20 protein-coding genes are annotated in these 24,923 nt (G+C 60.2%); 8 read left to right on the forward strand and 12 right to left on the reverse strand.

The annotated features are described in order from the left end of the window. Window positions 1–19 precede the first annotated feature (19 nt). From nagA to nagE, 4 genes are read left to right on the forward strand one after another with little or no spacing between them, the layout of a single operon-like run. A complete protein-coding gene (gene nagA, locus ACYZTU_RS23535) occupies window positions 20–1,126 on the forward strand; it encodes an N-acetylglucosamine-6-phosphate deacetylase (protein ID WP_461965925.1) in 1,107 nt (368 codons plus the stop codon). Continuing rightward, the gene (locus ACYZTU_RS23540) at window positions 1,119–2,129 is read left to right on the forward strand and encodes an SIS domain-containing protein (RefSeq protein WP_461971138.1); all 1,011 of its coding nucleotides are present in this window, start codon (window positions 1,119–1,121) and stop codon (window positions 2,127–2,129) included. Before nagA ends, ACYZTU_RS23540 begins: the two co-directional genes overlap by 8 nt. Window positions 2,130–2,167: 38 nt before the next feature. Beyond that, complete coding sequence (gene ptsP, locus ACYZTU_RS23545; RefSeq protein ID WP_461965927.1) at window positions 2,168–4,684, forward strand: phosphoenolpyruvate--protein phosphotransferase; 2,517 nt, start codon at window positions 2,168–2,170, stop codon at window positions 4,682–4,684. A gap of 46 nt (window positions 4,685–4,730) precedes the next feature. Beyond that, the gene (gene nagE / locus ACYZTU_RS23550) at window positions 4,731–6,446 is read left to right on the forward strand and encodes an N-acetylglucosamine-specific PTS transporter subunit IIBC (protein ID WP_461965929.1); all 1,716 of its coding nucleotides are present in this window, start codon (window positions 4,731–4,733) and stop codon (window positions 6,444–6,446) included. 74 nt (window positions 6,447–6,520) lie between these two features. Here nagE and ACYZTU_RS23555 read toward each other — a convergent pair whose 3' ends face one another. The 4 genes from ACYZTU_RS23555 to purL form a co-directional block, all read right to left on the reverse strand. After that, window positions 6,521–6,976, reverse strand: coding sequence for a hypothetical protein (locus ACYZTU_RS23555; RefSeq protein ID WP_282382543.1), 456 nt, complete (start codon window positions 6,974–6,976; stop codon window positions 6,521–6,523). After that, window positions 6,960–7,529, reverse strand: a complete 570-nt coding sequence (locus ACYZTU_RS23560) for a DUF6036 family nucleotidyltransferase (protein WP_461965931.1) — start codon at window positions 7,527–7,529, stop codon at window positions 6,960–6,962. The genes ACYZTU_RS23555 and ACYZTU_RS23560 overlap by 17 nt, the downstream gene beginning before the upstream one ends. A 253-nt stretch (window positions 7,530–7,782) precedes the next feature. Next, window positions 7,783–8,094: an NGG1p interacting factor NIF3 gene (locus ACYZTU_RS23565; RefSeq protein ID WP_461965933.1), complete on the reverse strand. Its 312-nt coding sequence runs from the start codon at window positions 8,092–8,094 to the stop codon at window positions 7,783–7,785. A 20-nt stretch (window positions 8,095–8,114) separates the two neighbouring features. After that, the gene (gene purL, locus ACYZTU_RS23570; protein WP_461965935.1) at window positions 8,115–12,011 is read right to left on the reverse strand and encodes a phosphoribosylformylglycinamidine synthase; all 3,897 of its coding nucleotides are present in this window, start codon (window positions 12,009–12,011) and stop codon (window positions 8,115–8,117) included. A gap of 274 nt (window positions 12,012–12,285) precedes the next feature. On the opposite strand from purL, the gene mltF reads away from it, so the two are divergent. Further along, the gene (gene mltF, locus ACYZTU_RS23575) at window positions 12,286–13,746 is read left to right on the forward strand and encodes a membrane-bound lytic murein transglycosylase MltF (protein WP_461965937.1); all 1,461 of its coding nucleotides are present in this window, start codon (window positions 12,286–12,288) and stop codon (window positions 13,744–13,746) included. A 30-nt stretch (window positions 13,747–13,776) separates the two neighbouring features. Here mltF and pdxJ read toward each other — a convergent pair whose 3' ends face one another. The 8 genes from pdxJ to lptF all read right to left on the reverse strand — a co-directional run bounded on the left by pdxJ (window position 13,777) and on the right by lptF (window position 22,197). After that, window positions 13,777–14,523, reverse strand: a complete 747-nt coding sequence (pdxJ, locus tag ACYZTU_RS23580; RefSeq protein WP_461965939.1) for a pyridoxine 5'-phosphate synthase — start codon at window positions 14,521–14,523, stop codon at window positions 13,777–13,779. Window positions 14,524–14,574: 51 nt separating this feature from the next. Then, complete coding sequence (recO, locus tag ACYZTU_RS23585) at window positions 14,575–15,258, reverse strand: DNA repair protein RecO (RefSeq protein WP_461965941.1); 684 nt, start codon at window positions 15,256–15,258, stop codon at window positions 14,575–14,577. Between the two features lie 166 nt (window positions 15,259–15,424). Beyond that, window positions 15,425–16,327 carry a GTPase Era gene (gene era, locus ACYZTU_RS23590; protein WP_128870815.1) on the reverse strand — a complete coding sequence of 301 codons (903 nt, stop codon included), beginning with the start codon at window positions 16,325–16,327 and terminating at the stop codon, window positions 15,425–15,427. Further along, a complete protein-coding gene (gene rnc / locus ACYZTU_RS23595) occupies window positions 16,320–17,009 on the reverse strand; it encodes a ribonuclease III (protein ID WP_033053426.1) in 690 nt (229 codons plus the stop codon). Before rnc ends, era begins: the two co-directional genes overlap by 8 nt. Window positions 17,010–17,193: 184 nt before the next feature. After that, window positions 17,194–18,048 carry a signal peptidase I gene (lepB, locus tag ACYZTU_RS23600; protein WP_461965943.1) on the reverse strand — a complete coding sequence of 285 codons (855 nt, stop codon included), beginning with the start codon at window positions 18,046–18,048 and terminating at the stop codon, window positions 17,194–17,196. 5 nt (window positions 18,049–18,053) lie between these two features. Continuing rightward, entirely contained in the window at window positions 18,054–19,853 is a 1,800-nt protein-coding gene (lepA, locus tag ACYZTU_RS23605; protein ID WP_461965945.1) for a translation elongation factor 4, read from the reverse strand. Window positions 19,854–20,024: 171 nt separating this feature from the next. Beyond that, window positions 20,025–21,086, reverse strand: a complete 1,062-nt coding sequence (gene lptG, locus ACYZTU_RS23610; protein ID WP_449643004.1) for an LPS export ABC transporter permease LptG — start codon at window positions 21,084–21,086, stop codon at window positions 20,025–20,027. After that, window positions 21,079–22,197, reverse strand: a complete 1,119-nt coding sequence (gene lptF / locus ACYZTU_RS23615) for an LPS export ABC transporter permease LptF (protein WP_449643005.1) — start codon at window positions 22,195–22,197, stop codon at window positions 21,079–21,081. Before lptF ends, lptG begins: the two co-directional genes overlap by 8 nt. 305 nt (window positions 22,198–22,502) lie before the next feature. Here lptF and ACYZTU_RS23620 point away from each other — a divergent pair, with 305 nt between their 5' ends. From ACYZTU_RS23620 to ACYZTU_RS23630, 3 genes are read left to right on the forward strand one after another with little or no spacing between them, the layout of a single operon-like run. Next, window positions 22,503–23,993, forward strand: a complete 1,491-nt coding sequence (locus ACYZTU_RS23620; RefSeq protein ID WP_461965947.1) for a leucyl aminopeptidase — start codon at window positions 22,503–22,505, stop codon at window positions 23,991–23,993. Window positions 23,994–24,053: 60 nt separating this feature from the next. After that, on the forward strand, window positions 24,054–24,482 hold the full coding sequence (locus tag ACYZTU_RS23625) for a DNA polymerase III subunit chi (RefSeq protein WP_282382572.1): 429 nt from the start codon (window positions 24,054–24,056) through the stop codon (window positions 24,480–24,482). Between the two features lie 8 nt (window positions 24,483–24,490). Continuing rightward, complete coding sequence (locus ACYZTU_RS23630) at window positions 24,491–24,880, forward strand: DNA polymerase III subunit chi (RefSeq protein ID WP_461965949.1); 390 nt, start codon at window positions 24,491–24,493, stop codon at window positions 24,878–24,880. The last annotated feature ends 43 nt before the right edge of the window (window positions 24,881–24,923 follow it).

Consider the following 24,923-nt stretch of genomic DNA (forward strand, 5'->3'; position numbering starts at 1 on the left):
CTAAACGAGAGAACCGATCATGTCCGAAGACAACATCCTCACCGCCCACGGCTGGGTTCGCGGCCGGCTGATTCATGAACACGGCAAGGTCGTGTCGATCGAAGGCCAACCGTGCGATCCGGCCGACAACGACCTGCCTTACCTGCTCCCGGGTTTTATCGACCTGCACGTTCACGGCGGTGGCGGCAAAGACATCATGGAAGGCGCAACCGCCTTCGAGACCATCACCAAAACCCACGTGCGTTTCGGTACCACGTCGATGCTGGCGACCACCATGACCGCGCCGAGCGAAGAGATTTCCAGCGTGCTCAAAGCCCTCGGCGAGTTCTGTGAGTTGCGGCCCAAAGGCAGTGCCCGGGTACTGGGTGTGCACCTGGAAGGCCCCTACATCAACCCCGGAAAACTCGGCGCCCAACCGAACTTTGCCCACACCGCGTTGATGGCCGAAGTCGAAGAATACCTGGCGCTCGCGCCGATCCGGGTGATCACCATCGCCCCGGAAATCGCCGGCCACGATGCGTTGATCCGCGCCCTCAGCGCTCGCGGCGTGCGCATGCAAATCGGCCACACGCTCGGCAGTTACGAGGAAGGCGTGGCTGCGCTTGCGGCCGGCGCCAGCAGTTTCACCCACCTCTACAACGCCATGAGCCCGCTGCATCACCGCGAGCCAGGCATCGTCGGCGCGGCACTGGCTCACGCCACATACGCCGAATTGATTCCGGACTTACTGCACGTGCACCCCGGCGCCATCCGTGTGGCCTTGCGCTCGATCCCATGCCTGTATTGCGTCACCGATTCCACCGCCGCTGCCGGCATGCCCGACGGCGAATACAAGCTTGGCAGCCACACCGTGACCAAATGCCTGGGTGGCGTGCGCTTGCCCGACGGCACTCTCGCCGGCAGCACGCTGACTATGGATCAAGCCCTGCGCAATCTGGTGAAGATCGGCTTGCCGATCGCCGAGGCCTCGCAACGTCTTTCGCAATTCCCCGCCGACTACCTCGGCATCACCGAACGCGGGCGCCTGCAACCCGGCAGCTGGGCCGACTGCGTGCGGCTGGATCGCTCACTGAAACTGACCGCCGTCATGGTCGAAGGAGAAGACATTGACTTCAAAAATGCTTGAAGAGGCGCTGTCCTCGAGCGAGGCCGTGCAAGCCCAATTGCAACAACTCGACCCACAGATGATCGAGATCGCCGGGCGCCTGCGTCGTCAGCCGCCGCAAGTGGCGATGACTGTCGCTCGCGGCAGCTCCGACCATGCTGCCAGTTACTTCGCCTACCTGACCATGCAGCAACTGGGCATTACGGTGGCGTCGTTGCCGATGTCGGTGGTGACCATGCAGCAAGCGCCGTTGAAGGTCAGCGGCCAAGTGGCGTTCGCCTTCTCGCAGTCCGGGCAAAGTCCCGACCTGGTGAACAGCATGCGTCTGCTGCGCAAGCGTGGCGCCCTGAGCATTTCGATGGTCAATGCCGAGAGTTCGCCGCTGGAGGCCGCGTGTGAGTTCAGCCTGCCGCTGTGTGCCGGCACCGAAAACAGTGTCGCGGCGACCAAGAGTTTTATCGCCACCCTCAGCGCCAGCGCCCGTCTGATCGCCCATTGGAAAGAGGATGTGGAATTACTGGAGGCCGGCCTCGCGCTGCCGGAAGGTTTGCGCGACGCGGCGAAACAGGACTGGAGCGTGGCCATCGACGCCCTGCGTGATTGCCAGCACCTGATGGTGATTGGCCGTGGCGCCGGTTTCGCCATCGCCCAGGAAGCCGCACTGAAATTCAAGGAAACCTCGGCGATCCAGGCCGAAGCCTTCAGCAGCGCCGAGGTCCGTCACGGGCCGATGGCGTTGATCGACGAAAATTATCCACTGCTGATCTTCGCCCCACGCGGTGCCGAGCAGGCCGGTTTGCTGAGCCTCGCCGTCGACATGCGCCAGCGTGGTGCTCGCGTCCTGCTGGCCGCGCCGGATGACGTCGTCGAACGCGACCTCACCCTGAGCCGCGCCGAACACCCGATGTTTGATCCGATTTTGGCGATCCAGAGTTTCTACGTCATGGCCGCAGGCCTGGCTGTCGCCCGTGGCATGGACCCGGACCAGCCGCGGCACTTGAGCAAAGTTACGCGCACGCACTGAGTCTGACCCGTACATTTTTTCCTGATGAGACCGAGCCCATGCACAACAATAATAATGAGCTGACCCTCAGCGCCCCGCTCAGCGGCCCGGTGCTCACGCTCGCCAAAGTCCCGGATCCGGTGTTCGCCAGCGGCGCCATGGGTGACGGGATCGCCATCGATCCGCTGAACGACACCCTGCACGCACCCTGCGCCGGCGTCGTGGTGCACGTCGCCCGCACCGGCCATGCCGTCACCTTGCGTGCGGATAACGGCGCCGAATTGCTATTGCACCTGGGCCTCGACACCGTCGAGTTGCAGGGCGAAGGCTTCTCGATGCTGGTTAAGGAAGGTGCGCGAGTCAGCAACGGCCAACCGCTGTTGCGCTATGACCTGGACAAGGTCGCGCAGCGGTGTAAAAGCCTCGTCAGCTTGATGATCCTGACCAACAGTCAGGACTTTCAGACGCGGCCTATTGCGCTGAAATCAGTGAAGGTCGGCGAGCCATTGCTGCACATCACTCGTCGGCACGCACCCGATGCGCTGGCTGAAATGGAGTTGTCGGGAGAAGAGATTTACGGCCACATTCGCATCGCCCATCGTGGCGGTCTGCACGCCCGGCCGGCGGCGCTGATTCGTCAGACAGCGCAAGGGTTCAAGAGCAAATCGCAGCTGCATTTCGCCGGCAAATCGGCGACCTGTGACAGCTTGATCGGGCTGATGGGCTTGGCCGTCGGCGAGCAGGACGAGGTTCAAGTCAGCTGCCAGGGCCCGGACGCCGAAGCCGCTTTGCAAGCGTTGTTGATCGCGTTATCCACAGCCCTGGCGGAAAACAGCCATGCCATCGCGCCCGCGCCGATAGCCCAGCGCGGTCGTGCTGCCGAAGCTGGCATGCTGCACGGTGTCTGCGCGGCGCCCGGTCTGGTCGGTGGGCCGTTGTTTCGCTTGAACTTGATATGCCTGCCGGTGGACGCCGGCGATCATGATCCCCAGCAGCAATTGCATGCCCTCGATACCGCACTGACCGCCGTGCGCAGCGAAATCGACCACACGCTGACCCAAGCCAGGAAACATAAAAACACCGACGAAGAGACGATCTTCGCCGCGCACCTCGCCTTGCTCGAAGACCCGGCGCTGCTGGACGCCGCCAACACTTCCATCGACCAAGGCATGGCCGCGACCCACGCCTGGAGTCAATCGATCGACGTGCAGTGCGAGGTTCTCCAGCAACTCGGCAGCCCGTTGTTGGCCGAACGCGCCAACGATCTTCGCGACCTCAAACAACGCGTGCTGCGCGCCCTGCTCGGCGAAACCTGGCACTACGACGTACCGGCCGGCGCGATCGTCGCCGCGCATGAACTGACGCCGTCCGACTTGCTGCAATTGAGCCAGCAAGGTGTCGCCGGGTTGTGCATGGCCGAGGGCGGCGCAACTTCTCATGTCGCCATTCTCGCGCGAGGCAAAGGCTTGCCGTGCATGGTTGCACTGGGTTCGACGCTGCTGGATCAGCCGCAAGGCCAAGCGGTTGTACTGGATGCCGATGGCGGTCGTCTCGAACTGATGCCAAGTGCCGAACGGTTGGCCGAAGTGCATCAGGCGCGACTCGATCATCAACAGCGCCGTGCCGAGCAACAGGCTCAGGCTCACACGCCGGCGCTGACGCTCGACGGTTTGCAGATTGAAGTTGCCGCCAACGTGGCCTCCAGCGCTGAAGCGGCAGATGCCCTGGCCAATGGCGCCGACGGTGTCGGCCTGCTGCGCACCGAGTTCCTCTTCATCGACCGCAACACCGCGCCGGACGAACAGGAACAGCGCGTCGCCTACCAGGCCGTGCTCGACGCCATGGGCGACAAGTCGGTGATCATTCGCACCATCGACGTCGGCGGTGACAAGCAACTCGACTACCTGCCGCTGCCGGTTGAGGCCAATCCAGTGCTGGGTTTGCGTGGCATTCGTCTGGCTCAGGTCCGTCCGGAATTGCTCGATCAGCAACTGCGCGCGCTGCTGCACGTCAGCCCGCTCTCCCGGTGTCGGATCCTGTTGCCGATGGTCACCGAAGTCGATGAGCTGCTGCACATCCGCCAGCGCCTCGACGCGTTGTGCACTGAACTCGGTGTGAATGAGCGCCCGGAGCTGGGCGTGATGATCGAAGTCCCCGCCGCCGCATTGCTGGCCGAGCAACTGGCCGAACACGCGGACTTCCTGTCCATCGGCACCAACGATTTGTCCCAATACACCCTGGCCATGGACCGCGACCACGCCGGCCTCGCCTCGCGGGTCGACGCCCTGCACCCGGCATTGCTGCGATTGATCGCCCAGACCTGCGCCGGTGCTGCGGTGCATAACCGCTGGGTCGGCGTCTGCGGCGCACTCGCCTCTGATCCGCTGGCCACGCCGGTCCTGATTGGCCTGGGGGTCAGCGAGTTGTCGGTCAGCCCGGTGCAGATCGGTGAAATCAAGGACCGCGTACGCCGCCTCGACGCCGCCGAATGCCGACGCATCAGCCATGACCTGCTCAAACTGAGCAGCGCCAGCGCGGTGCGTCACGCCTGTCACCAGCAATGGCCTCTGAGCTGAACAACTACAACAGCTCTAAAACAAAAAGAACACAGGGAGAACCGCCATGTACCAATACTTCATCGAAGGCCTGCAGCGCCTCGGCCGCGCGCTGATGCTGCCGATCGCGATCCTGCCGATTGCCGGTCTGTTGCTGCGTTTGGGTGACACCGACCTGCTGAACATCGCGATCATTCACGACGCCGGCCAGGTGATCTTCGCGAACTTGGCGATGATCTTCGCCATCGGCATCGCGGTCGGTTTCGCCAAGGACAACAACGGCACGGCAGGCCTCGCCGGAGTGATTGGCTACCTGGTGATGATCTCCACCCTCAAGGTGCTGGACGCGAGCATCAACATGGGCATGCTCGCCGGGATCGTCAGCGGCCTGATGGCCGGCGCGCTGTACAACCGCTTCAAGGACATCAAGCTGCCGGAATACCTGGCGTTCTTCGGCGGCCGGCGCTTCGTGCCGATTGTCACCGGGTTCGCCGCCGTCGGCCTCGGCGTAATCTTCGGCCTGATCTGGCCACCGATCCAGCACGGCATCAACAGCTTCGGCACGTTGATGATGGAGAGCGGCAGCTTCGGCGCGTTCGTCTTCGGCGTGTTCAACCGCCTGCTGATCGTCACCGGGTTGCATCACATCCTCAACAACATGGCGTGGTTCGTCTTCGGCAACTTCACCGACCCGACCACGGGCGCCATCGTCACCGGCGACCTGTCGCGCTACTTCGCCGGCGACCCGAAGGGCGGCCAGTTCATGACCGGCATGTTCCCGATGATGATCTTCGGCCTGCCCGCCGCGTGCCTGGCGATGTACCGCAATACCTTGCCGGAGCGCCGCAAGGTCATGGGCGGGATCTTCCTGTCGATGGCGCTGACGTCATTTTTAACGGGTGTGACGGAACCGATCGAATTCGCCTTCATGTTCCTCGCGCCACTGCTTTATCTAGTGCATGCGTTGCTGACTGGCCTGTCGATGGCGATCACCAACCTGCTGAACATCCACCTCGGGTTTACGTTTTCCGGTGGCTTCATCGACATGATTCTCGGCTGGGGTAAATCCACCAACGGCTGGTTGGTGATACCGGTCGGGCTGGTGTATGCGGTGATCTACTACGCCGTGTTTGATTTCTGTATCCGCCGCTTCAATCTCAAGACGCCGGGGCGCGAAGAGGTGTCGACGGGCGACAGGGTTGTGGTCGCCGAGAATGAGCGAGCCGGGGCTTACATCAAGGCGCTGGGTGGTGCGCAGAATTTGATTACTGTCGGGGCGTGTACCACACGGTTGCGGCTGGACATGGTGGATCGCAACAAGGCAAACGATGCGGCGTTGAAAGCGCTGGGCGCGATGGCGGTTGTGCGGCCGGGCAAGGGCGGGAGTTTGCAGGTCGTGGTCGGGCCAATGGCGGACAGCATTGCTGATGAGATTCGCTTGGCGATGCCGGCTTTGGGCCGCGCAGTCGTGTCCTCCCCCGCTGCTGCTGTCGATGCGCCGCAACCTGCTGCGGTGACAACGCCGCAAGCGCAGCAATGGCTGAATGCGTTGGGCGGTGGCGAGAACGTGCTGCAGATGGATTGCATCGCCATGACCCGGATCCGGCTGCAACTGGCGGATGGCAAGGCGTTGTCGGAGTGTGATTTGACGACGCTGGGTTGTCAGGGCGTCAGCCAGTTGGACGGAGGGGTTTGGCATCTACTGATTGGTGACAAGGCGCCGAGTTTAAGTGGGGCGCTGGAGGTTTTGGTTAATCGTAGTGAGGTGAGTGCCAAGGTTTAGATCTTGGCGGCCTGACAATCAGTCATCGCGAGCAAGCTCGCTCCCACAATGGTTCGGCGTAGTACCACATAAACTCAAGCAGACGTGGCGTGCTGCTCAGCTTCGTAATGTCGAGTCTGGAAAGGCATGAGAGTCTGAGCCTTAAGACCAAGCCCCTCACTCAGCCCCCAAGAAGCCGCGAGCTCATCGCGGCGCTTGCGAAGCGGAACAGTCGCTACCTGCGACCTCACTTCCAGTCTGGACGTCGAGCGTAAAAAAAGCTTAAGAGCGCCGAAGGCTTCCAAGACACGGCTATCAGAAACACATGCAAAGCGCGTGAACCGCTCGAGCAAATAACCTGCGCGGCGAACTTCGAGCTCGTCAGCGTGAAGACTCAGGAAGGCTTCGACTTCACTCACAAGGTCATCCTTCGAATACCAGACAACTTTAGCTGCGCGCACCAGCGCAGCGTCATCTGCTTGATTCAAAGGTTTTTTGACCAAGGTGTCCAAGGCGGATGAGAGGACGTGGCCGCTATGGGGCGTCGCCATCTGTAGTCTCCAGGTAATCTTGCAAGATATTGGTGAGAACGGAGGTCGGTGGCTCTTTGTTGCCAACATATACATCAATTGCCTGCAATGCCAGACGACGGAGTTCAGTGGTCAGTATAAAACCCGCCCGGAGCAGCGCCATGACGTCGCCAATATCCTGGTCTGTCGCTCTACCTAGTTTGGATATTGCGATGTCGACAGGAGCAGCAATATGGACATGCAGCGGTGACTCTATGGAGAAATCTGCAAGGGGAAGACTCCGTTCCCAGTAGTCTTCATGAATTGGACCGAAGCTGGTGTTGTATTGAAGATCGTAGTTCAGCTCCATCAACCGGCCGGATTGCTCATCAACAAATTGTTCTGGTACTTCTGCGAGCAAGGTCTGTAGGTGAAGACTCTGTGGGAGATTTGCATAGTAAATCTCAGCGTCAACATCAGTTGACACGCGGTGATGAGTGTAGAGGTGAACGGCGCACCCTCCGAACACGATAACCTTGACCGCCCCTGGCTCTGCCCGCTCACCGACCAGTTCCAACTCGACGGATTTGAACATCGAAATTAGCGCCTACCCAAGCGCAGTGTTCGAGTTAACCCTGGGAGTAATTGCGTCCGGCAATTCCATCTTTGAACCTCAAGTGGATTGAAGTGTTTGTGAGGGACAAAGGCTGGACTTGGCACTTCCGACGGACAACCTGAAAAGGTTGTCGGATATTTCCTCGAGCGATGTAGCCGTTATTAAATCCCGAACAACAAAAAACCCGCTGAACGCTCATTCAGCGGGTTTCTCATTTCAGCGGTCGGCAAGATCAGAAATCCTCCAACCGCCACACTTCATAAGCCGGCGTCTCGTAGGGGTGGCTCTGCTTCAGAGCCACCACCACAGAGCGAATCAACTCATCACTGACCACAAGCTCAACCTTCCATTCCTCAACCTGCTCGACCTGCCCTGCTTCACCAATAAACGGCTGGCTGCCATCCAAAGGCCGAAACTGACCCAGACCCAACACCTGCCACGCGCAGTGATCATAAGCCCCGATCCGCCCACCACCCGCGGCGAACACAGCGCTTTTGACCACCTCGACATGACTGGCCGGAACAAAAAAACTGAGCTTATACATCGCGCTTAGTTAACCCGCTTTTAGTTTACCCAGACCCGAGCATTCCGGAACATACGCATCCAAGGTGCGTCTTCGTTCCAGTCTTCCGAACGCCACGAGTTCTGCACCGCGCGGAACACACGCTCCGGGTGCGGCATCATGATCGTCACGCGACCGTCGCGGCTGGTCAAACCGGTGATCCCGCGCGGCGAGCCGTTCGGGTTGGCCGGGTAGTTTTCGGTGACCTTGCCGTGGTTGTCGACAAAACGCATCGCTACGCAACCCGACAGATCGGCTTCCAGCAACGCTTCTTCGCTGGCGAACTCAGCATGACCTTCACCGTGAGCGATCGCGATCGGCATACGCGAACCGGCCATGCCCTGCAGGAAGATCGAGTTCGACTCCTGAACCTGAACCATCGCCACACGCGCTTCAAACTGCTCGGAACGGTTACGCACAAAGTGCGGCCAGAACTCGCTGCCCGGAATCAGCTCGTGCAGGTTGGACATCATCTGGCAACCGTTGCACACGCCGAGGGTGAAGCTGTCGTTACGTTCGAAGAAGCCCTGGAACGCATCGCGAGCGCGGCTGTTGAATAGCGCAGACTTGGCCCAGCCTTCACCGGCACCCAGGACGTCGCCGTAGGAGAAACCGCCGCAGGCCACCAGACCTTTGAACTCGTTCAGGTCGACACGGCCGGCCAGAATGTCGCTCATGTGCACGTCGATCGCGTTGAAACCGGCGCGGTCGAACGCGGCCGCCATTTCCACCTGACCGTTGACGCCCTGCTCACGCAATACGGCAACTTGTGGGCGAATGCCTTTCTTGATGTAAGGCGCGGCGATGTCCTGATTGACGTCGTAGCTCAGCTTGACGCTCAGGCCCGGGTTGTCTTCTTCCAGCAGCACGTCGAACTCTTGTTCGGCGCAATCGGCGTTATCACGCAGACGCTGGATCTGGTAGCTGGTTTCAGCCCACTGACGTTGCAACAGGCGACGCTGACCTTCGAACACGGTTTCGCCGTTGAAGGTGATGTTGATCTGGCCGTTGTTCATTGGCTGACCGACCACCGAAACGCAGTCACCCAGACCGGCCGCGCTGAACTGCGCGAGGATGTCCGGGGTGGCGTCCTGACGAACCTGGATCACAGCGCCCAGTTCTTCGTTGAACAGGATCGCGGCGATGTCGGCGGAGGTTTCTGCCAGACCGTCGAGGTTCAGGCTCAGGCCGCAGTGGCCGGCGAAGGCCATTTCCACCACGCTGGTCAGCAGACCACCGTCGGAACGGTCATGGTAGGCCAACAGGTGACCGTCGGCGTTGAGGCCCTGGATCACGGCGAAGAAGGCTTTGAGGTCTTCGGAGTCATCGACGTCCGGCGCTTGCGAGCCGAGCTTGCCGTGAACCTGAGCCAGGATCGAGGCGCCCATGCGGTTCTGGCCACGGCCCAGATCGATCAGGATCAGGTCGGTGGTGCCCTTGTCCATGCGCAGTTCCGGGGTCATGGTCTGACGGATGTCAGCCACAGGCGCGAAACCGGTCACGATCAGCGACATCGGCGAGGTCACGGTCTTGTCGACGCCTTCGTCGTTCCAGCGGGTGGCCATGGACATGGAGTCCTTGCCCACCGGAATGGTAATGCCCAGCTCAGGGCACAGTTCCATGCCGACCGCTTTCACGGTGTCGTACAGACGCGCGTCTTCACCCGGGTGACCGGCAGCGGACATCCAGTTGGCCGACAGTTTGATGTCGGAGATCTTGTTGATGCGCGAAGCCGCGATGTTGGTCAGGGTTTCGCCGATGGCCATGCGACCCGACGCCGGAGCGTCCAGCAGTGCCAGCGGAGTGCGCTCGCCCATGGCCATGGCTTCACCGGTGTAAACGTCGAAGCTGGTCGCGGTGACGGCAACGTCGGCCACCGGAACCTGCCACGGGCCGACCATCTGATCACGGGCAACGAGGCCGGTGATGGTGCGGTCGCCGATGGTGATCAGGAAGCTTTTGCTGGCCACGGCCGGGTGATGCAGAACGCGCTCTACGCAGTCTGCAATTTCCAGCGTGCTTGGATCGAAGTCGTCGCCCAGTTCGTTTTCGCGAACGGCCGAACGGTGCATGCGCGGGGCTTTGCCCAGCAGCACTTCGAGTGGCATGTCCACCGGGCTGTTGCCGAAGTGGCTGTCGGTGACCGTCAGTTGCGGCTCGGCAGTGGCTTCGCCGACGACAGCAAACGGGCAACGCTCACGTTCGCAGATCGCCTGGAAGCGTTCGAAGTCAGCCGGGCCGACCGCCAGAACGTAGCGTTCCTGGGATTCGTTACTCCAGATTTCGTGCGGGGCCATGCCCGGCTCGTCGTTTGGAATGTTGCGCAGCTCGAAGCGACCGCCACGATTACCGTCGTTGACCAGTTCCGGGAAGGCGTTGGACAGACCGCCCGCGCCCACGTCATGGATGAAGCTGATCGGGTTGCGATCCCCCAACTGCCAGCAACGGTCGATGACTTCCTGGCAGCGACGTTCCATCTCAGGGTTTTCGCGTTGTACGGAAGCAAAGTCCAGGTCTGCCGAGCTGGTGCCCGTGGCCATGGAGGAAGCCGCACCGCCGCCCAGACCGATCAACATCGCCGGTCCACCGAGCACGATCAGCTTGGAGCCTACGGTGATCTCGCCTTTCTGCACGTGCTCGGCACGGATGTTACCCATACCGCCGGCCAGCATGATCGGCTTGTGGTAACCGCGAACTTCGTCGCCACGCGGAGTGGTGATCGACTGTTCGAAGGTACGGAAATAACCGGTCAGGGCCGGACGACCGAATTCGTTGTTAAACGCGGCGCCACCCAGAGGGCCTTCGATCATGATGTCCAGCGCGGTAACGATGCGCTCAGGTTTGCCGTACGGCACTTCCCACGGCTGTTCGAAACCCGGGATTTGCAGGTTGGACACGGTGAAACCGGTCAGGCCAGCCTTTGGCTTAGCGCCACGACCGGTAGCGCCTTCGTCGCGAATCTCGCCGCCTGAGCCGGTGGACGCGCCCGGGAACGGGGCAATCGCAGTCGGGTGGTTGTGAGTTTCGACTTTCATCAGGATGTGCACCGGCTCCTGTACCGCGCCGTACTGACGGGTTTCAGGGTCCGGGAAGAAACGGCCGGCAACGTTACCGACAATCACCGAAGCGTTGTCCTTGTAAGCAGACAGCACGCCTTCGCTGTGCATCACGTAGGTGTTCTTGATCATGCCGAACAGGCTTTTTTCCTGGCTCTGACCGTCGATGTCCCAACTGGCGTTGAAGATCTTGTGGCGGCAGTGCTCGGAGTTCGCCTGGGCGAACATCATCAATTCGATGTCGTGCGGGTTGCGCTTCAGGCCGACGAAGGCGCTGACCAGGTAGTCGATTTCGTCTTCGGCCAGGGCCAGGCCCAGCTCGGTGTTGGCCTTTTCCAGCGCGGCGCGGCCGCCACCCAAGATGTCGATCGCGGTCAGCGGCTTCGGCTCGGCGTGGCGGAACAGGCCGGCGGCTTGTTCGAGGTTGCCCAATACGATCTGGGTCATGCGGTCATGCAGCGCATCAGAGATCAGCTGCGCTTGGGCGTCGCTGAACTGGCCGGCGACGTAGAACGCAATGCCGCGTTCCAGGCGCTGGATTTTCGTCAGGCCGCAGTTGCGAGCGATGTCGCTGGCTTTACTGGACCACGGCGAGATGGTGCCGAAACGCGGCAACACCAGGAACAGACGACCGGTCGGCTCTTGTACCGGAACACTTGGGCCGTACTTCAGAAGGCGCGCGAGCACCTGCTGTTCGTCGCCGGTCAGGACGCCGGTGACTTCAGCGAAGTGAGCGAATTCAGCATACAAGCCACTGACAGCCGGGACCTTCTGGCTCAGTTGCTCAAGGAGTTTGCTGTGGCGAAAGGCAGAAAGGGCAGGAGCGCCGCGCAGGATCAACATCTTCGGGACAGCCTCGGGAAGGGGTGTGCTTTGAGGCCGTGCATTCTAGCCTAAACAGCCCGCGACATCACCCGAAACGGTACGGGCGGCTACACCCGGGCGTCGGGCCGGGTGTTTGGGCCTGAAACAAGGTGATGCCAGGGGTTATTTTTGCTGTCATACATTAGCGTCCGAGCCCATTCCTGCGGGCTTCACGCGGGTTTATCGCTCTCTAGCAGACAAGCCCTTCGCTGTCGAGATATGGCGCTCGTGGTCCTTTGCGTATACTGCGCAAATGTTCTCCCCAACGGCTTTGCGTCCGCGGTACGCCAAATGGCTGATCGCAACCGGACTCTTCCTGATGCTCAGTGGCTGTGTTGATAAACCCAACACGCTGGAGCGCGTAAAGGAGGATGGCGTGCTGCGGGTGGTTACCCGTAACAGCCCCGCCACCTACTTTCAGGATCGCAACGGTGAAACCGGCTTCGAATACGAGCTGGTGAAGCGCTTCGCCGACGATCTGGGGGTGGAACTCAAAATCGAAACCGCCGACAACCTCGACGACCTGTTCAATCAGGTGGGCAAACCCAACGGCCCAGTGATCGCTGCTGCCGGCCTGGTCAGCAGCGAAGTACGCAAAAAGCAGGTTCGGTTTTCCCACTCCTATCTCGAAGTCACCCCGCAGATTATCTATCGCAACGGCCAATCGCGGCCCACCGATGCGAAGGATCTGGTGGGCAAGAAGATCATGGTGCTCAAGGGCAGCACCCACGCCGATCAGTTGGCGGAGCTGAAAAAGAAATACCCCGGCATTGATTACGAAGAGTCCGACGCGGTTGAAGTCGTCGACCTGCTGCGGATGGTCGATGAAGGTCAGATTGATCTGACCCTGGTCGACTCAAACGAAGTGGCGATGAACCAGGTCTACTTCCCCAAGGTGCGGGTAGCCTTCGACCTCGGTGACGCCAGCAACCAGAGCTGGGCCGTGGCCTCTGGCGACGACAACAGCTTGCTCAACGAGATCAACACCTACCTCGACAAGGTGAAGAAGAACGGCACCCTGCAACGTCTGAAAGACCGCTATTACGGGCACGTCGATGTTCTCGGCTACGTGGGCGCCTATACCTTCGCCCAGCACTTGCAGCAACGGCTGCCCAAATACGAACAGCACTTCAAGGCGTACGCCAAGAAAGAGAAAGTCGATTGGCGCCTGCTGGCCGCGGTCGGCTATCAGGAATCGTTATGGCAAGCGGCCGTCACGTCGAAGACCGGCGTGCGCGGCCTGATGATGCTGACCCAGAACACCGCGCAGGCCATGGGCGTTTCCAATCGACTGGACCCCAAACAAAGCATCATGGGCGGCGCCAAGTACCTGGCCTACGTGAAGGATCAGCTGGATGAGTCGATCCAGGAGCCGGATCGCACATGGTTTGCACTGGCGGCCTACAACGTTGGCGGCGGTCACCTGGATGACGCACGCAAACTGGCGGCCAAGGAAGGTCTGAACCCGGACAAGTGGCTGGACGTGAAGAAGATCCTGCCGCGCTTGTCAGAGAAGAAGTGGTACAGCAAAACCCGTTACGGCTACGCCCGTGGCGGCGAACCCGTTCACTTTGTGGCAAACATCCGCCGCTACTACGACATCCTGACGTGGGTGACGCAGCCGCAACTTGAAGGCAATCAGGTCGCCGAGGGCAACCTGCATGTGCCAGGCGTCGACAAGACCAAGCCGAATCAGGAAACCCCGCAGCTCTAAATCTTCGCTGCCTTCAAAGACGCCGCCGATTTAGCCTTTCAAAGCCGCAGCTAGAATCAATGCCTTCATCTCCGAAACAGCCGACTTGAACCCTACGAACAACGCATGCGCCACCAGCGCATGGCCGATGTTCAGTTCGTTGATGCCTTTGATCGCGGCCACTGCTTCAACGTTGTGGTAATGCAGACCGTGACCCGCATTGACGATCAGGCCTTGAGCCAGACCAAACGCCACGCCATCCGCCACACGCTTGAGCTCTTCAGCCACTTCGGACGGCGTCTCGGCATCGGCGTAACGACCGGTATGCAGCTCGATGGCGGGCGCGCCGACACGACGGGACGCTTCGATCTGCCGCTCGTCAGCATCAATGAACAGCGACACTTCACAGCCGATCTTTGACAGGCGATCCACCGCTGCTTTAATCCGTACTTCCTGCCCCGCCACGTCCAGGCCGCCTTCGGTCGTCAGCTCCTGACGGGTTTCCGGCACCAGGCAAATATGGGCCGGACGAATCCGCTCGGCGAACACCATCATCTCTTCGGTAACGCCCATTTCGAAGTTCATGCGGGTTTGCAGTACATCCTTGAGCAGCAGCACGTCGCGCTCTTGAATGTGCCGACGGTCTTCGCGCAGGTGCACGGTGATGCCGTCAGCGCCCGCCTCTTCCGCGTCCAGTGCTGCCTTGACCGGATCCGGATAGCGCGTGCCCCGGGCCTGACGCAGGGTGGCAACGTGATCGATGTTCACGCCAAGAAGAATGCGATTGCTGGTGGTCACGGAAGCGCTCCTGAAAATGGAAAAGTTCGGCGCACAGCATACACGGTGAATTTACGGCTTTCGAAACAACTCTCGGGAAACCAGCGGACGACCGCCCAAGTGCACGGCCAATGCCTGGCGCATCAAGCGCTTGGCGGCGGACAGTGCACCGGGCGCGGACCAGTCGGCGTCGGCCATGGCCAGCAGTTCAGTGCCATTGAACAGACCGGGTTGCAGCAGGTAGACCCGTTCGAGCCCCGCATCCACTTGCAAACGATAGAGACCGTCCGGCGCGATGGGCTCGTCGTGGATGTCAGTGGTCAGGACAAAGCCGTAACCCAAGTCGTCAAGCAGCCGCCATTCGAAGGAACGCAACAACGGCTCCAGCGGTCGGCCTTCGGCCAGCGCAAGCAGGGTCGCGGCGTAGTGATCAAACACGCCAGGGTGCGGGTCTTCGGCGGGCAACAGACGGATCAGCAGTTCATTGAGGTAGAGGCCGCTGAACAAGGCCTCACCGTTGAGCCAGGTTGAAACACCGGCGGCTTCCATTCGCCCAACGTTCTTTAGCTCACCCCGCCCCCGAAACTCCACTTCCAGCGGCACGAACGGTCGGGCCAATGTCCCGGCCTTGCCCCGCGCACTGCGCAATACCGCCCGCAGCCGACCTTGCGGCGTGAGGAAATCCACCAACGCGCTGTTTTCCCGGTAGGCGCGACTGTGAAGCACGAAAGCGGGTTGGCCGAGGGGTTGGGACATGGAGTTCTCAATGGCGGAACGCAGTTTTACAAACAACCCAAAACCAATGTGGGAGCGGGCTTGCTCGCGAAAGCGGAGTAACAGTCAACATCAATGCTGAATGTTACATCCTATTCGCGAGCAAGCCCGCTCCCACAGGGGTTCCCTGGTGTATCAGGAACCGGTGTTACAGGTCGCCGTAACCCAGCGAACGCAGGGCGCGCTCGTCGTCGGACCAGCCGCCTTTCACCTTGACCCAAAGGTTGAGCATGATCTTGGAGTCGAACAGCAGCTCCATGTCCTTACGCGCCTCGGTGCCGATGCGTTTGATCCGCTCGCCCTTGTCGCCAATGATGATTTTCTTCTGGCCGTCGCGCTCAACGAGGATCAAGGCATGGATGTGCAGGGTTTTGCCCTGCTGCTTGAACTCTTCGATTTCCACGGTGATTTGGTACGGCAGCTCGGCGCCCAGCTGGCGCATGATTTTCTCGCGCACCAGTTCAGCGGCGAGGAAGCGGCTGCTGCGGTCGGTGATCTGGTCTTCCGGGAAGAAGTGATCGTTTTCCGGCAGGTAACCGGCAATCACACGCTCCAGCGCTTCGAGGTTGTGCCCGTGCTGGGCCGAGATCGGCATGATCTGCGCGTTCGGCAACTGTTCCTGCAACCAGGTCAGGTGCGGCATCAGCTCGGATTTGTCTTCGATGCGATCGGTCTTGTTCAGCGCCACGATCAGCGGGCCGGTTACGTATTGAACGCGCTCGAGGACCATCTGGTCTTCGTCGGTCCACTTGGTGCGGTCAACCACGAAGATCACCACGTCGACGTCTTTCAACGCGGCCGAAGCGGTCTTGTTCATGTAGCGGTTCAGGGCTTTCTCGCCACCTTTGTGCATGCCGGGGGTGTCGACGTAGATCGCCTGCACGGCGCCTTCGGTCTTGATACCGAGCATGTTGTGGCGAGTGGTCTGAGGCTTGCGCGAGGTGATCGCCAGCTTCTGACCGAGGATGTGGTTCAGCAGCGTGGACTTGCCCACGTTGGGACGGCCGACGATGGCGACATAGCCACAGCGAGTTGCAGTTGAATCAGTCATGGCCATTCTCCACGCCCAGGGCAATCAGTGCTGCGGCGGCCGCTACCTGTTCGGCAATACGACGACTCACACCCTGACCTCGGCTTTTTTCATTCAGTAAGGTGATTTCACATTCGACGAAGAACGTCCGGCAATGCGGCTCACCCTGTATATCCACCACTTCGTAACGCGGCAGTTCACAACCACGCGACTGCAGGAACTCTTGCAGGCGGGTTTTTGGATCTTTGTTGGTGTCGACCAGTGTCAGGCCTTCGAACTCCCCGGCCAGCCAGGCCAGCACGCGTTCGCGTGCCATGTCCATGCCGGCGTCCAGGTAGATCGCACCGATCAGCGCTTCAAGGGCATCGGCCAGAATCGACTCGCGACGGAAACCGCCGCTTTTCAATTCACCGGAACCCAGGCGCAGGTATTCGCCCAAATCGAAACCGCGGGCCAGTACGGCCAGGGTCTCGCCTTTTACCAGACGTGCGCGCAAACGCGACAACTGGCCTTCGCGGGCCAACGGGAAGCGATCGAACAGCGCCTCGCCAGCGACGAAGTTAAGGATGGCATCACCAAGGAATTCCAGGCGTTCGTTGTTACGCCCGGCAAAGCTGCGGTGAGTCAGAGCCAGGACCATCAGTTCCTGATCCTTGAAGGTGTAGCCGAGCTGACGCTCGAGACGGCTTAAGGAGACGCTCACGGTTTACCCACGCTGAGTTCGTGGTTGGATTCCACCGCCATCGCCGTAATGCGGCGCAGGCTTGGGACAATTAACGCTGTGTTCAAAAATTACGTCCTGAATATCATTGTTTTCATGCTTCTGGCGCCGATTGTGCCGGTTCCAGAAATGCATTCGGCGCTGTGTTCAACAGCGCCGAGTGTGATTACTTGATCAGGCCAACCCGCGAGAAATTCGGCAGGTGACTGAGTTTAGGTTCCGGCCAGCTCATCCAGACTGCGAAGGCCTTGCCGACGATATTCTTGTCGGGAACCATGCCCAGCAGGTCCTTGGGAATACTCGGATCATCCCAGTAGCGACTGTCGTTCGAATTGTCGCGGTTGTCGCCCATCATGAAGTAGTGTCCGGCCGGCACGGTCCACGAATGGTCCGGCGTTGCGCGGTAACGGCTCATTTCCTTGCGGATCAGGTGCTCGGCGACGCCAAGTTTTTCCTTGTAGAGCTCAGCGCTGCCCAACGTGCCCGGCTCGGAGCCGACCCGTTGTTCGGCAATCGACTCACCGTTGACGAACAGACGCTTGTCGGCGGTGTAACGAATCTGGTCACCCGGCAGGCCCACCACACGTTTAATGTAGTTGACGTTCGGATCGCTCGGGTAGCGGAACACCATCACATCGCCGCGCTGTGGATCACCCACTTCGATGACTTTCTTGTCGATCACCGGCAAGCGGATCCCGTAAGAAAACTTGTTCACCAGAATGAAGTCGCCAACGTCCAGGGTCGGTTTCATCGAGCCGGAAGGAATCTGGAACGGTTCCACCAGGAACGAACGCAGTACCAACACGATGAACAACACCGGGAAGAACGACTTGCCGTATTCGACCAGCAGTGGCTCTTTGTTCAGTTTCTCGACGATCACCATGTCAGCCTGGCTGACACTCCCCTGATAGGAGCTGATGGCAGCCCGGCGCCGTGGCGCCAGGAACAGCAGATCGAGCAACGCCAACAGGCCGCAGACGAACACGGCGATGACCAGCAACAGCGGGAAATTTAGTGACATAGGACCTAACTATCCAACCTGAGCACTGCAAGGAAGGCTTCTTGTGGAATTTCCACGTTACCCACTTGCTTCATGCGTTTTTTACCGGCCTTTTGCTTTTCCAACAGCTTGCGCTTACGGCTAACATCACCACCGTAGCATTTGGCCAATACGTTCTTTCTGAGCGCCTTGACAGAGGTCCGCGCAATAATCTGCCCGCCAATGGCGGCCTGGATTGCGACGTCGAACATCTGACGTGGAATCAGTTCTTTCATCTTCTCGGTCAACTGGCGACCTTTGTAGTGCGCGTTATCCTTGTGCACGATCAACGCCAGGGCGTCGACTTTGTCACCGTTGATCAGCACATCCAGTTTCACCAGATTAGCCGATTGATAACGATCGAAATGGTAATCCAGCGAAGCATAGCCACGGCTGGTGGATTTCAGACGGTCGAAGAAGTCCAAAACCACTTCGTTCATCGGCAAATCGTAGGTCACTTGAACCTGAGTACCGAGGAACAGCATGTCGTGCTGTACGCCACGCTTCTCGATGCACAGGGTAATGACGTTGCCCAGGTGCTCTTGCGGCACAAGAATATTGGCCCGCACGATTGGTTCACGCATGTCCTCGATCGAGGACAGGTCTGGAAGCTTCGACGGGTTGTCGACGTAAATCGTTTCACCGGTTTTCAGCAACAGCTCGAAAATTACCGTCGGCGCCGTGGTGATCAGGTCCAGGTCGTACTCACGCTCCAGGCGCTCCTGGATGATTTCCATGTGCAGCATGCCGAGGAACCCGCAACGGAAACCGAAGCCCAGGGCGTCGGAGCTTTCCGGGGTGTATTGCAGGGACGAGTCGTTGAGCGTGAGCTTTTGCAGGGCTTCACGGAAATCTTCGAAGTCGTCGGAGCTGACCGGGAACAGGCCGGCGTACACCTGCGGCTGAATGCGTTTGAAACCGGGCAACACGTCGACGTCAGGCGTGGTGTTCAAGGTCAGGGTGTCACCCACCGGTGCACCGTGGATGTCCTTGATGCCGGCGATGATGAAGCCCACTTCGCCGGCCTTCAGGTCGACGGTGGCGGTGTGTTTCGGGTTGAACACACCGACGCTGTCCACCAAGTGGATCTTGCCGGTGGATTTAACCAGGATCTTGTCGCCCTTCTTCACACGACCGTGGCGCACGCGCACCAGGGAAACAACGCCCAGGTAGTTGTCGAACCAGGAATCGATGATCAACGCTTGCAGCGGATCTTCATAGTTGCCGGTCGGCGCGGGAATGGTCTTAACCAGGCGCTCGAGCACTTCGTCGACGCCCAGGCCGGTCTTGGCGCTGCACTCGACCGCGTCGGTGGCATCGATACCGATGATTTTTTCGATTTCTTCTTTGACGCGGTCCGGATCGGCCTGAGGCAGGTCGATCTTGTTCAGAACCGGCATGACTTCCAGGCCCTGCTCAATCGCGGTATAGCAGTTGGCAACCGACTGCGCTTCAACACCCTGACCGGCATCGACCACCAGCAACGCGCCTTCACAGGCCGCCAGCGACCGGCTGACTTCATAGGTGAAGTCGACGTGGCCTGGGGTGTCAATGAAGTTCAGCTGGTACTTGATGCCATCGCGAGCGGTGTAATACAGGGTGACGCTGTGGGCCTTGATGGTGATCCCGCGTTCACGTTCCAGGTCCATGGAGTCCAGAACCTGGGCTTCCATTTCGCGCTCGGCGAGGCCGCCACACATCTGGATGAAGCGATCGGCCAGCGTCGACTTGCCATGGTCAATGTGGGCGATGATGGAGAAATTGCGGATATGACTCAAATCACTCACGGATCAACACTCAAAAAGGCTGCAGGCATAGCCCGCCGAAAAATAGCCGGGAATTGTACCTGATCCACGGCGCAAGCGTCACGTTCGCAGGTCAGACGGCGGTTACAAAAACGCCCCGGTCTTGCGACAGGGGCGTTTTGAGTGGCCAGCAAGGTCAGTAGAAACCCCTGATCAACCGGCCCTGCGCAGTAACCAGGCCCCGGCCAAGGCACAAACACCCGCCGGAACAAGTACCGCAAACAGTGGTGAGAAACCGAAGACCAGGCTCGAAGGACCGAGCAGATCCTGAACGATGCGGAAGGTGAAGCCCACCAGCACGCCAGTGAACACCCGCTGCCCGAGGGTCACCGAACGCAACGGACCGAAGATGAAGGAAATCGCCATCAGCACCAGCGCGGCGGTGACCAGCGGCTGCAACACCTTGACCCAAAATGCCAGCCAGTAACGACCATTGTTCAGGCCCTGGTCAGCCAGGTAGTGGATGTAACCCCACAGACCGCTGATCGACAGCGTGTCAGGCGACATGACCACGGTACTCAACAGCTGCGGGCTCAATGCGACATTCCAGCGCTCGACCGGGGCGGTGACCACTTCAGTGCTCTTTTCATGGAACAACGTGGTGGTGACGTCGCTCAACTGCCAGTGATCCTGATCGAACTTCGCTCGCTTGGCGAAGCTGGAAGACAGCATATGACGCTCTTTGTCGAAACGATAACGGGTGACGCCGTACAGCAGACCGTTGGGTTGCACAGAGTTGACGTGAATAAACTCATCACCCTGGCGATGCCACAAACCATGCTTGGCGCTTTGCGCATCGCCCCCGCCCTGAGCCAGGGAGCGATTGGCCTGAGCGGTGACTTCGGTGGCCGGCGCAACGTATTCGCCGATCAGCACACCCACCACCATCAGGATCAGCATCGGCTTCATGACCGCCCAGACGATTCGCCCGATCGACACGCCCGCAGCGCGCATGATGGTCAGCTCGCTGTGACTGGCCAGACTGCCGAGGCCGATCAGGCAACCGATCAGCGCTGCCATTGGCAACATGTCGTAAAGACGGCGCGGCGCGGTCAACAGGACATAACTCAACACGTCGACCAAGGTGTAGGTGTCGCTGACGTCACTCATTTCATCAATGAAAGCGAACAGTGTTGCCAGACCGAGAATGATCCCCAGTACCGCCAGAATCGCCACGAACACGCTGCTACCAATGTAGCGATCGAGCTTATCCACGAGCCACCTCCTGCGCGCTGCGGCGACTCGCCATCTTCAGCTGCAAGGGTTCCCAATAGAGCAAGCCCAGGCCGATGGCCAGGAAGATTGCATGCACCCACCACAACCCCAGAGCAGGCGGGATCTTGCCCTTTTCAAGGGCGCCGCGAGCGGCAATCAGGATGGACAGGTAAGCCATATAAAGAAGAATCGCCGGCAGCAGCTTGAGGAAACGGCCCTGACGCGGGTTGACCCGCGATAACGGCACCGCCATCAAGGTCACGATGAAGACCAGCAACGGCAAGGACAGACGCCATTGCAATTCGGTACGCGAACGGATGTCGTCACTGCCCAGCAACGAGGCGGTGGTCATTGCGTCACGGTCGGTCACTTCGTCACTGACGTCCGGCTTGGGCAGCAATACGCCGTACTCGTCGTATTTGATCGCCCGATAGTCGGCCTGGCCTGGATTGCCGTCATAGCGATAGCCGTTGTCGAGAATCAGGTAACGGTTACCGTCCGGGCGAATTTCCTGACGGCCCCTCTCGGCCACCAGCACGGAAATTCCACGGTCCTTCTTATCGGACGAGACGTTCTTTTGCGAAATGAAGACGCCGCCGAGGTTGACGCGGTCATCCGACAGCGTTTCGGTGTAGGTCACCCGCGTGCCGTCACGCAAAGCCTGGAAGCGGCCCGGCTCCAGGGTGTCGAACTCGGTCAGGGCATCCTGCTTGTTCAACAGCAACTGGAATTGATTGGCGCCTTGTGGCGCCAGGCTCAGGCTCAGCCATGCCACCACCAGTGCAACCAGGGTGGCTGGAAAAAGGGTCATGGTAAACAGACGCTGCTGGCTCATGCCGGTGGCAGACAGCACCGTCATTTCACTTTCAAGGTACAGGCGACCGTAGGCCAGCAGGATTCCGAGAAACAGGCCCAGAGGCAAAATCAGCTGCAGGAAACCCGGCAGACGGAAGCCCATGATCAGGAATAGCGAGCCCGGATCCAGGAGGCCAGAGGCCGCCTGGGCGAGGTACTTGATGAAGCGCCCGCTCATGATGATGACCAGCAGCACAGCGCTGACGGCGCTCAAGGTCAACAGGACTTCGCGGGATAGATAACGGAAGACGATCAAACCAGACACTCCAGGGTTGTCAGGCTAAGGCGGCCAAACAAGCAAACGCATCAGCCGGCTCGAAGGGCAGAGCCGCCGAAAAAGATGCGCATTATCCTGTGATTGAGCGCGCCTGTCACTGCGCACGCTCAAGCAGGCGGTTAAAGCGTTGAAGATCGTACAACCGAGGGTTGTCAGGCTCGGGGCACGAGGTTCAAACTGCGGCCTTTGTCGCGGGCCGTGACCTGCGTCTTTCTATTTATAAGCAAGCTCGAACGCATGCTGTCGAACACTTGCGTGTTGACCATTAATTCAGGGACCCGGATATGGAACTGGTTGTAAAAAGCGTTAGCCCAGAAACGTTGAAAACCGCCACTCTGGTAGTCGCCGTCGGCGAAGGCCGCAAGCTCGGCGCTGTCGCCAAACAACTCGACGAACTGAGCGGTGGCGCCATCAGCGCTGTGCTCAAGCGTGGCGACCTGGCGGGTAAAGTCGGCCAGAGTCTGCTGCTGCACAGCCTGCCGAACCTGAAGGCCGAACGCGTGCTGCTGGTGGGCGTGGGCAAGGACGAAGAGCTGGGCGACCGCCCGTTCCGTAAAATCATCGCCGGCATCCTCAACATCCTTAAAGGCCTGGGCGGCAGCGATGCGGTGCTGGCCCTGGACGAAGTTGTGGTCAAAGGCCGCGACAGCTACGGCAAAACCCGCCTGCTGGCGGAAACCATGGTGGACGGCGAATACACCTTCGACCAGTTCAAGAGCCAGAAAGCCGAACCGCGCGCCCTGAAGAAAGTCACCCTGGTGACCATCAAGGCTGCCCAGGCGGAAGTCGAGCGCGCCGTGGCCCACGCCACCGCCATCGCCAACGGCATGGCATTCACCCGCAACCTGGGCAACCTGCCGCCGAACATCTGCCACCCGACGTTCCTGGGTGAGCAGGCCAAAGACCTGGGCAAAGAATTCAAGAGCCTGAAAGTCGAAGTCCTCGATGAGAAGAAGATCAAGGACCTGGGCATGGGCTCGTTCTACGCCGTCGGCCAGGGCAGCGCCCAGCCACCGCGCCTGATCGTCATGCAATACAACGGCGGCAAGAAATCCGAGAAACCGTACGCACTGGTCGGCAAAGGCATCACCTTTGACACTGGCGGCATCAGCCTGAAGCCAGGCGCCGGCATGGATGAAATGAAGTACGACATGGGCGGCGCTGCCAGCGTATTCGGCACCCTGCGTGCCGTGCTCGAGCTGAAACTGCCGATCAACCTGGTGTGCATCCTCGCGTGCGCCGAGAACATGCCAAGCGGCAATGCTTCGCGCCCTGGCGACATCGTCACCACGATGAGCGGCCAGACCGTGGAAATCCTCAACACCGACGCCGAAGGCCGTCTGGTGCTGTGCGACGCCCTGACCTACTCCGAGCGCTTCAAACCGCAAGCAGTGATCGACATCGCGACCCTGACCGGCGCTTGCGTCGTCGCGCTGGGTTCCCACACGTCCGGCCTGCTGGGTAACAACGACGAGCTGATCGGCCAGCTGCTGAGCGCCGGCCAATCGGCCGATGACCGTGCCTGGCAACTGCCGCTGTTCGACGAGTACCAGGAACAGCTGGACAGCCCGTTCGCCGACATCGCCAACATTGGTGGTCCGAAAGCCGGCACCATCACCGCGGCCTGCTTCCTGTCGCGCTTCACCAAGAACCTCAACTGGGCGCACCTGGACATCGCCGGCACGGCCTGGACCAGCGGCGGCAAGGACAAAGGCGCCACTGGCCGCCCGGTTCCCCTGCTGACCCAATACCTGCTGGATCGCGCCAAAGCCTGAAACCGATGACCTCGGGCGGCGTCACTTCCGGGTGACGCCGCTCTTGGCTCAGGAACCGCAATGACCAAAGTCGACTTCTATATCCTGCCCAGCGCCGATCCTTCGGCACGGCTGGATTTCGCCTGCAAGCTCACCGAAAAAGCCTGGCGCATGGGCCACCGCATCTATCTGCATTGCAGCGATGCTGCACAGCGCGACGATCTCGATGCGCGTCTGTGGGCCTTCAAGGGCGAAAGCTTCGTGCCTCATGGCCCTGCTGAAAATGAGCCTGACGGTTTGATTGTGCTGGGTCTTGGCGATGACTGCGGTCAGCATCAGGACCTGCTGGTCAACCTCGACTTGAAGGTCCCGGCCTTTGCCAACCGGTTCGCCCGCGTGGCGGAAGTGGTGGTGGAAGATCCGACCATTCGTACGGCTGCGCGGGAGAGTTTCCGCTTCTACCGCGAACAGGGCTATCCTCTGCAAGATCACCGTTTACAGCGACTCTGAGCATTCCGATGGACACTCCAAAACCGCAACAAAAGTCCGCGCATCTGCTGGACGACCTCGAGTCGATCCGCCAACTACTCGGCGATGACAACCTGCAACCACCCTTGCTCACCGACACGGTCGAGGAAGGTGATCAGGAACAGATTCCGATGCTGTTCGATACGGTCGGCGTCAACCCGCCAACCCTCGCACCGGCTGCGCCCGTCCCTGCCGCCCAACCGGCACCCGCCGCCAGCAGGGGCCCCGACGACCTGCTGCACCTGGACAACGAACTGCGCGCCGCCGCGCAATTGATCATGCAAGACGTGATCGACGACTTCGCGCCGCACATCGAAACCGAAATCAAACGCCGCCTCAGCGCGCGGATGGAACGGTTGTTGAGCCAGTACAACGACTGAATTCAACACCCCCCCTGTAGGAGCGAGCGGTGCGGCGATCCGA

This window comes from Pseudomonas sp. HLT2-19-2 (genome assembly GCF_054898005.1).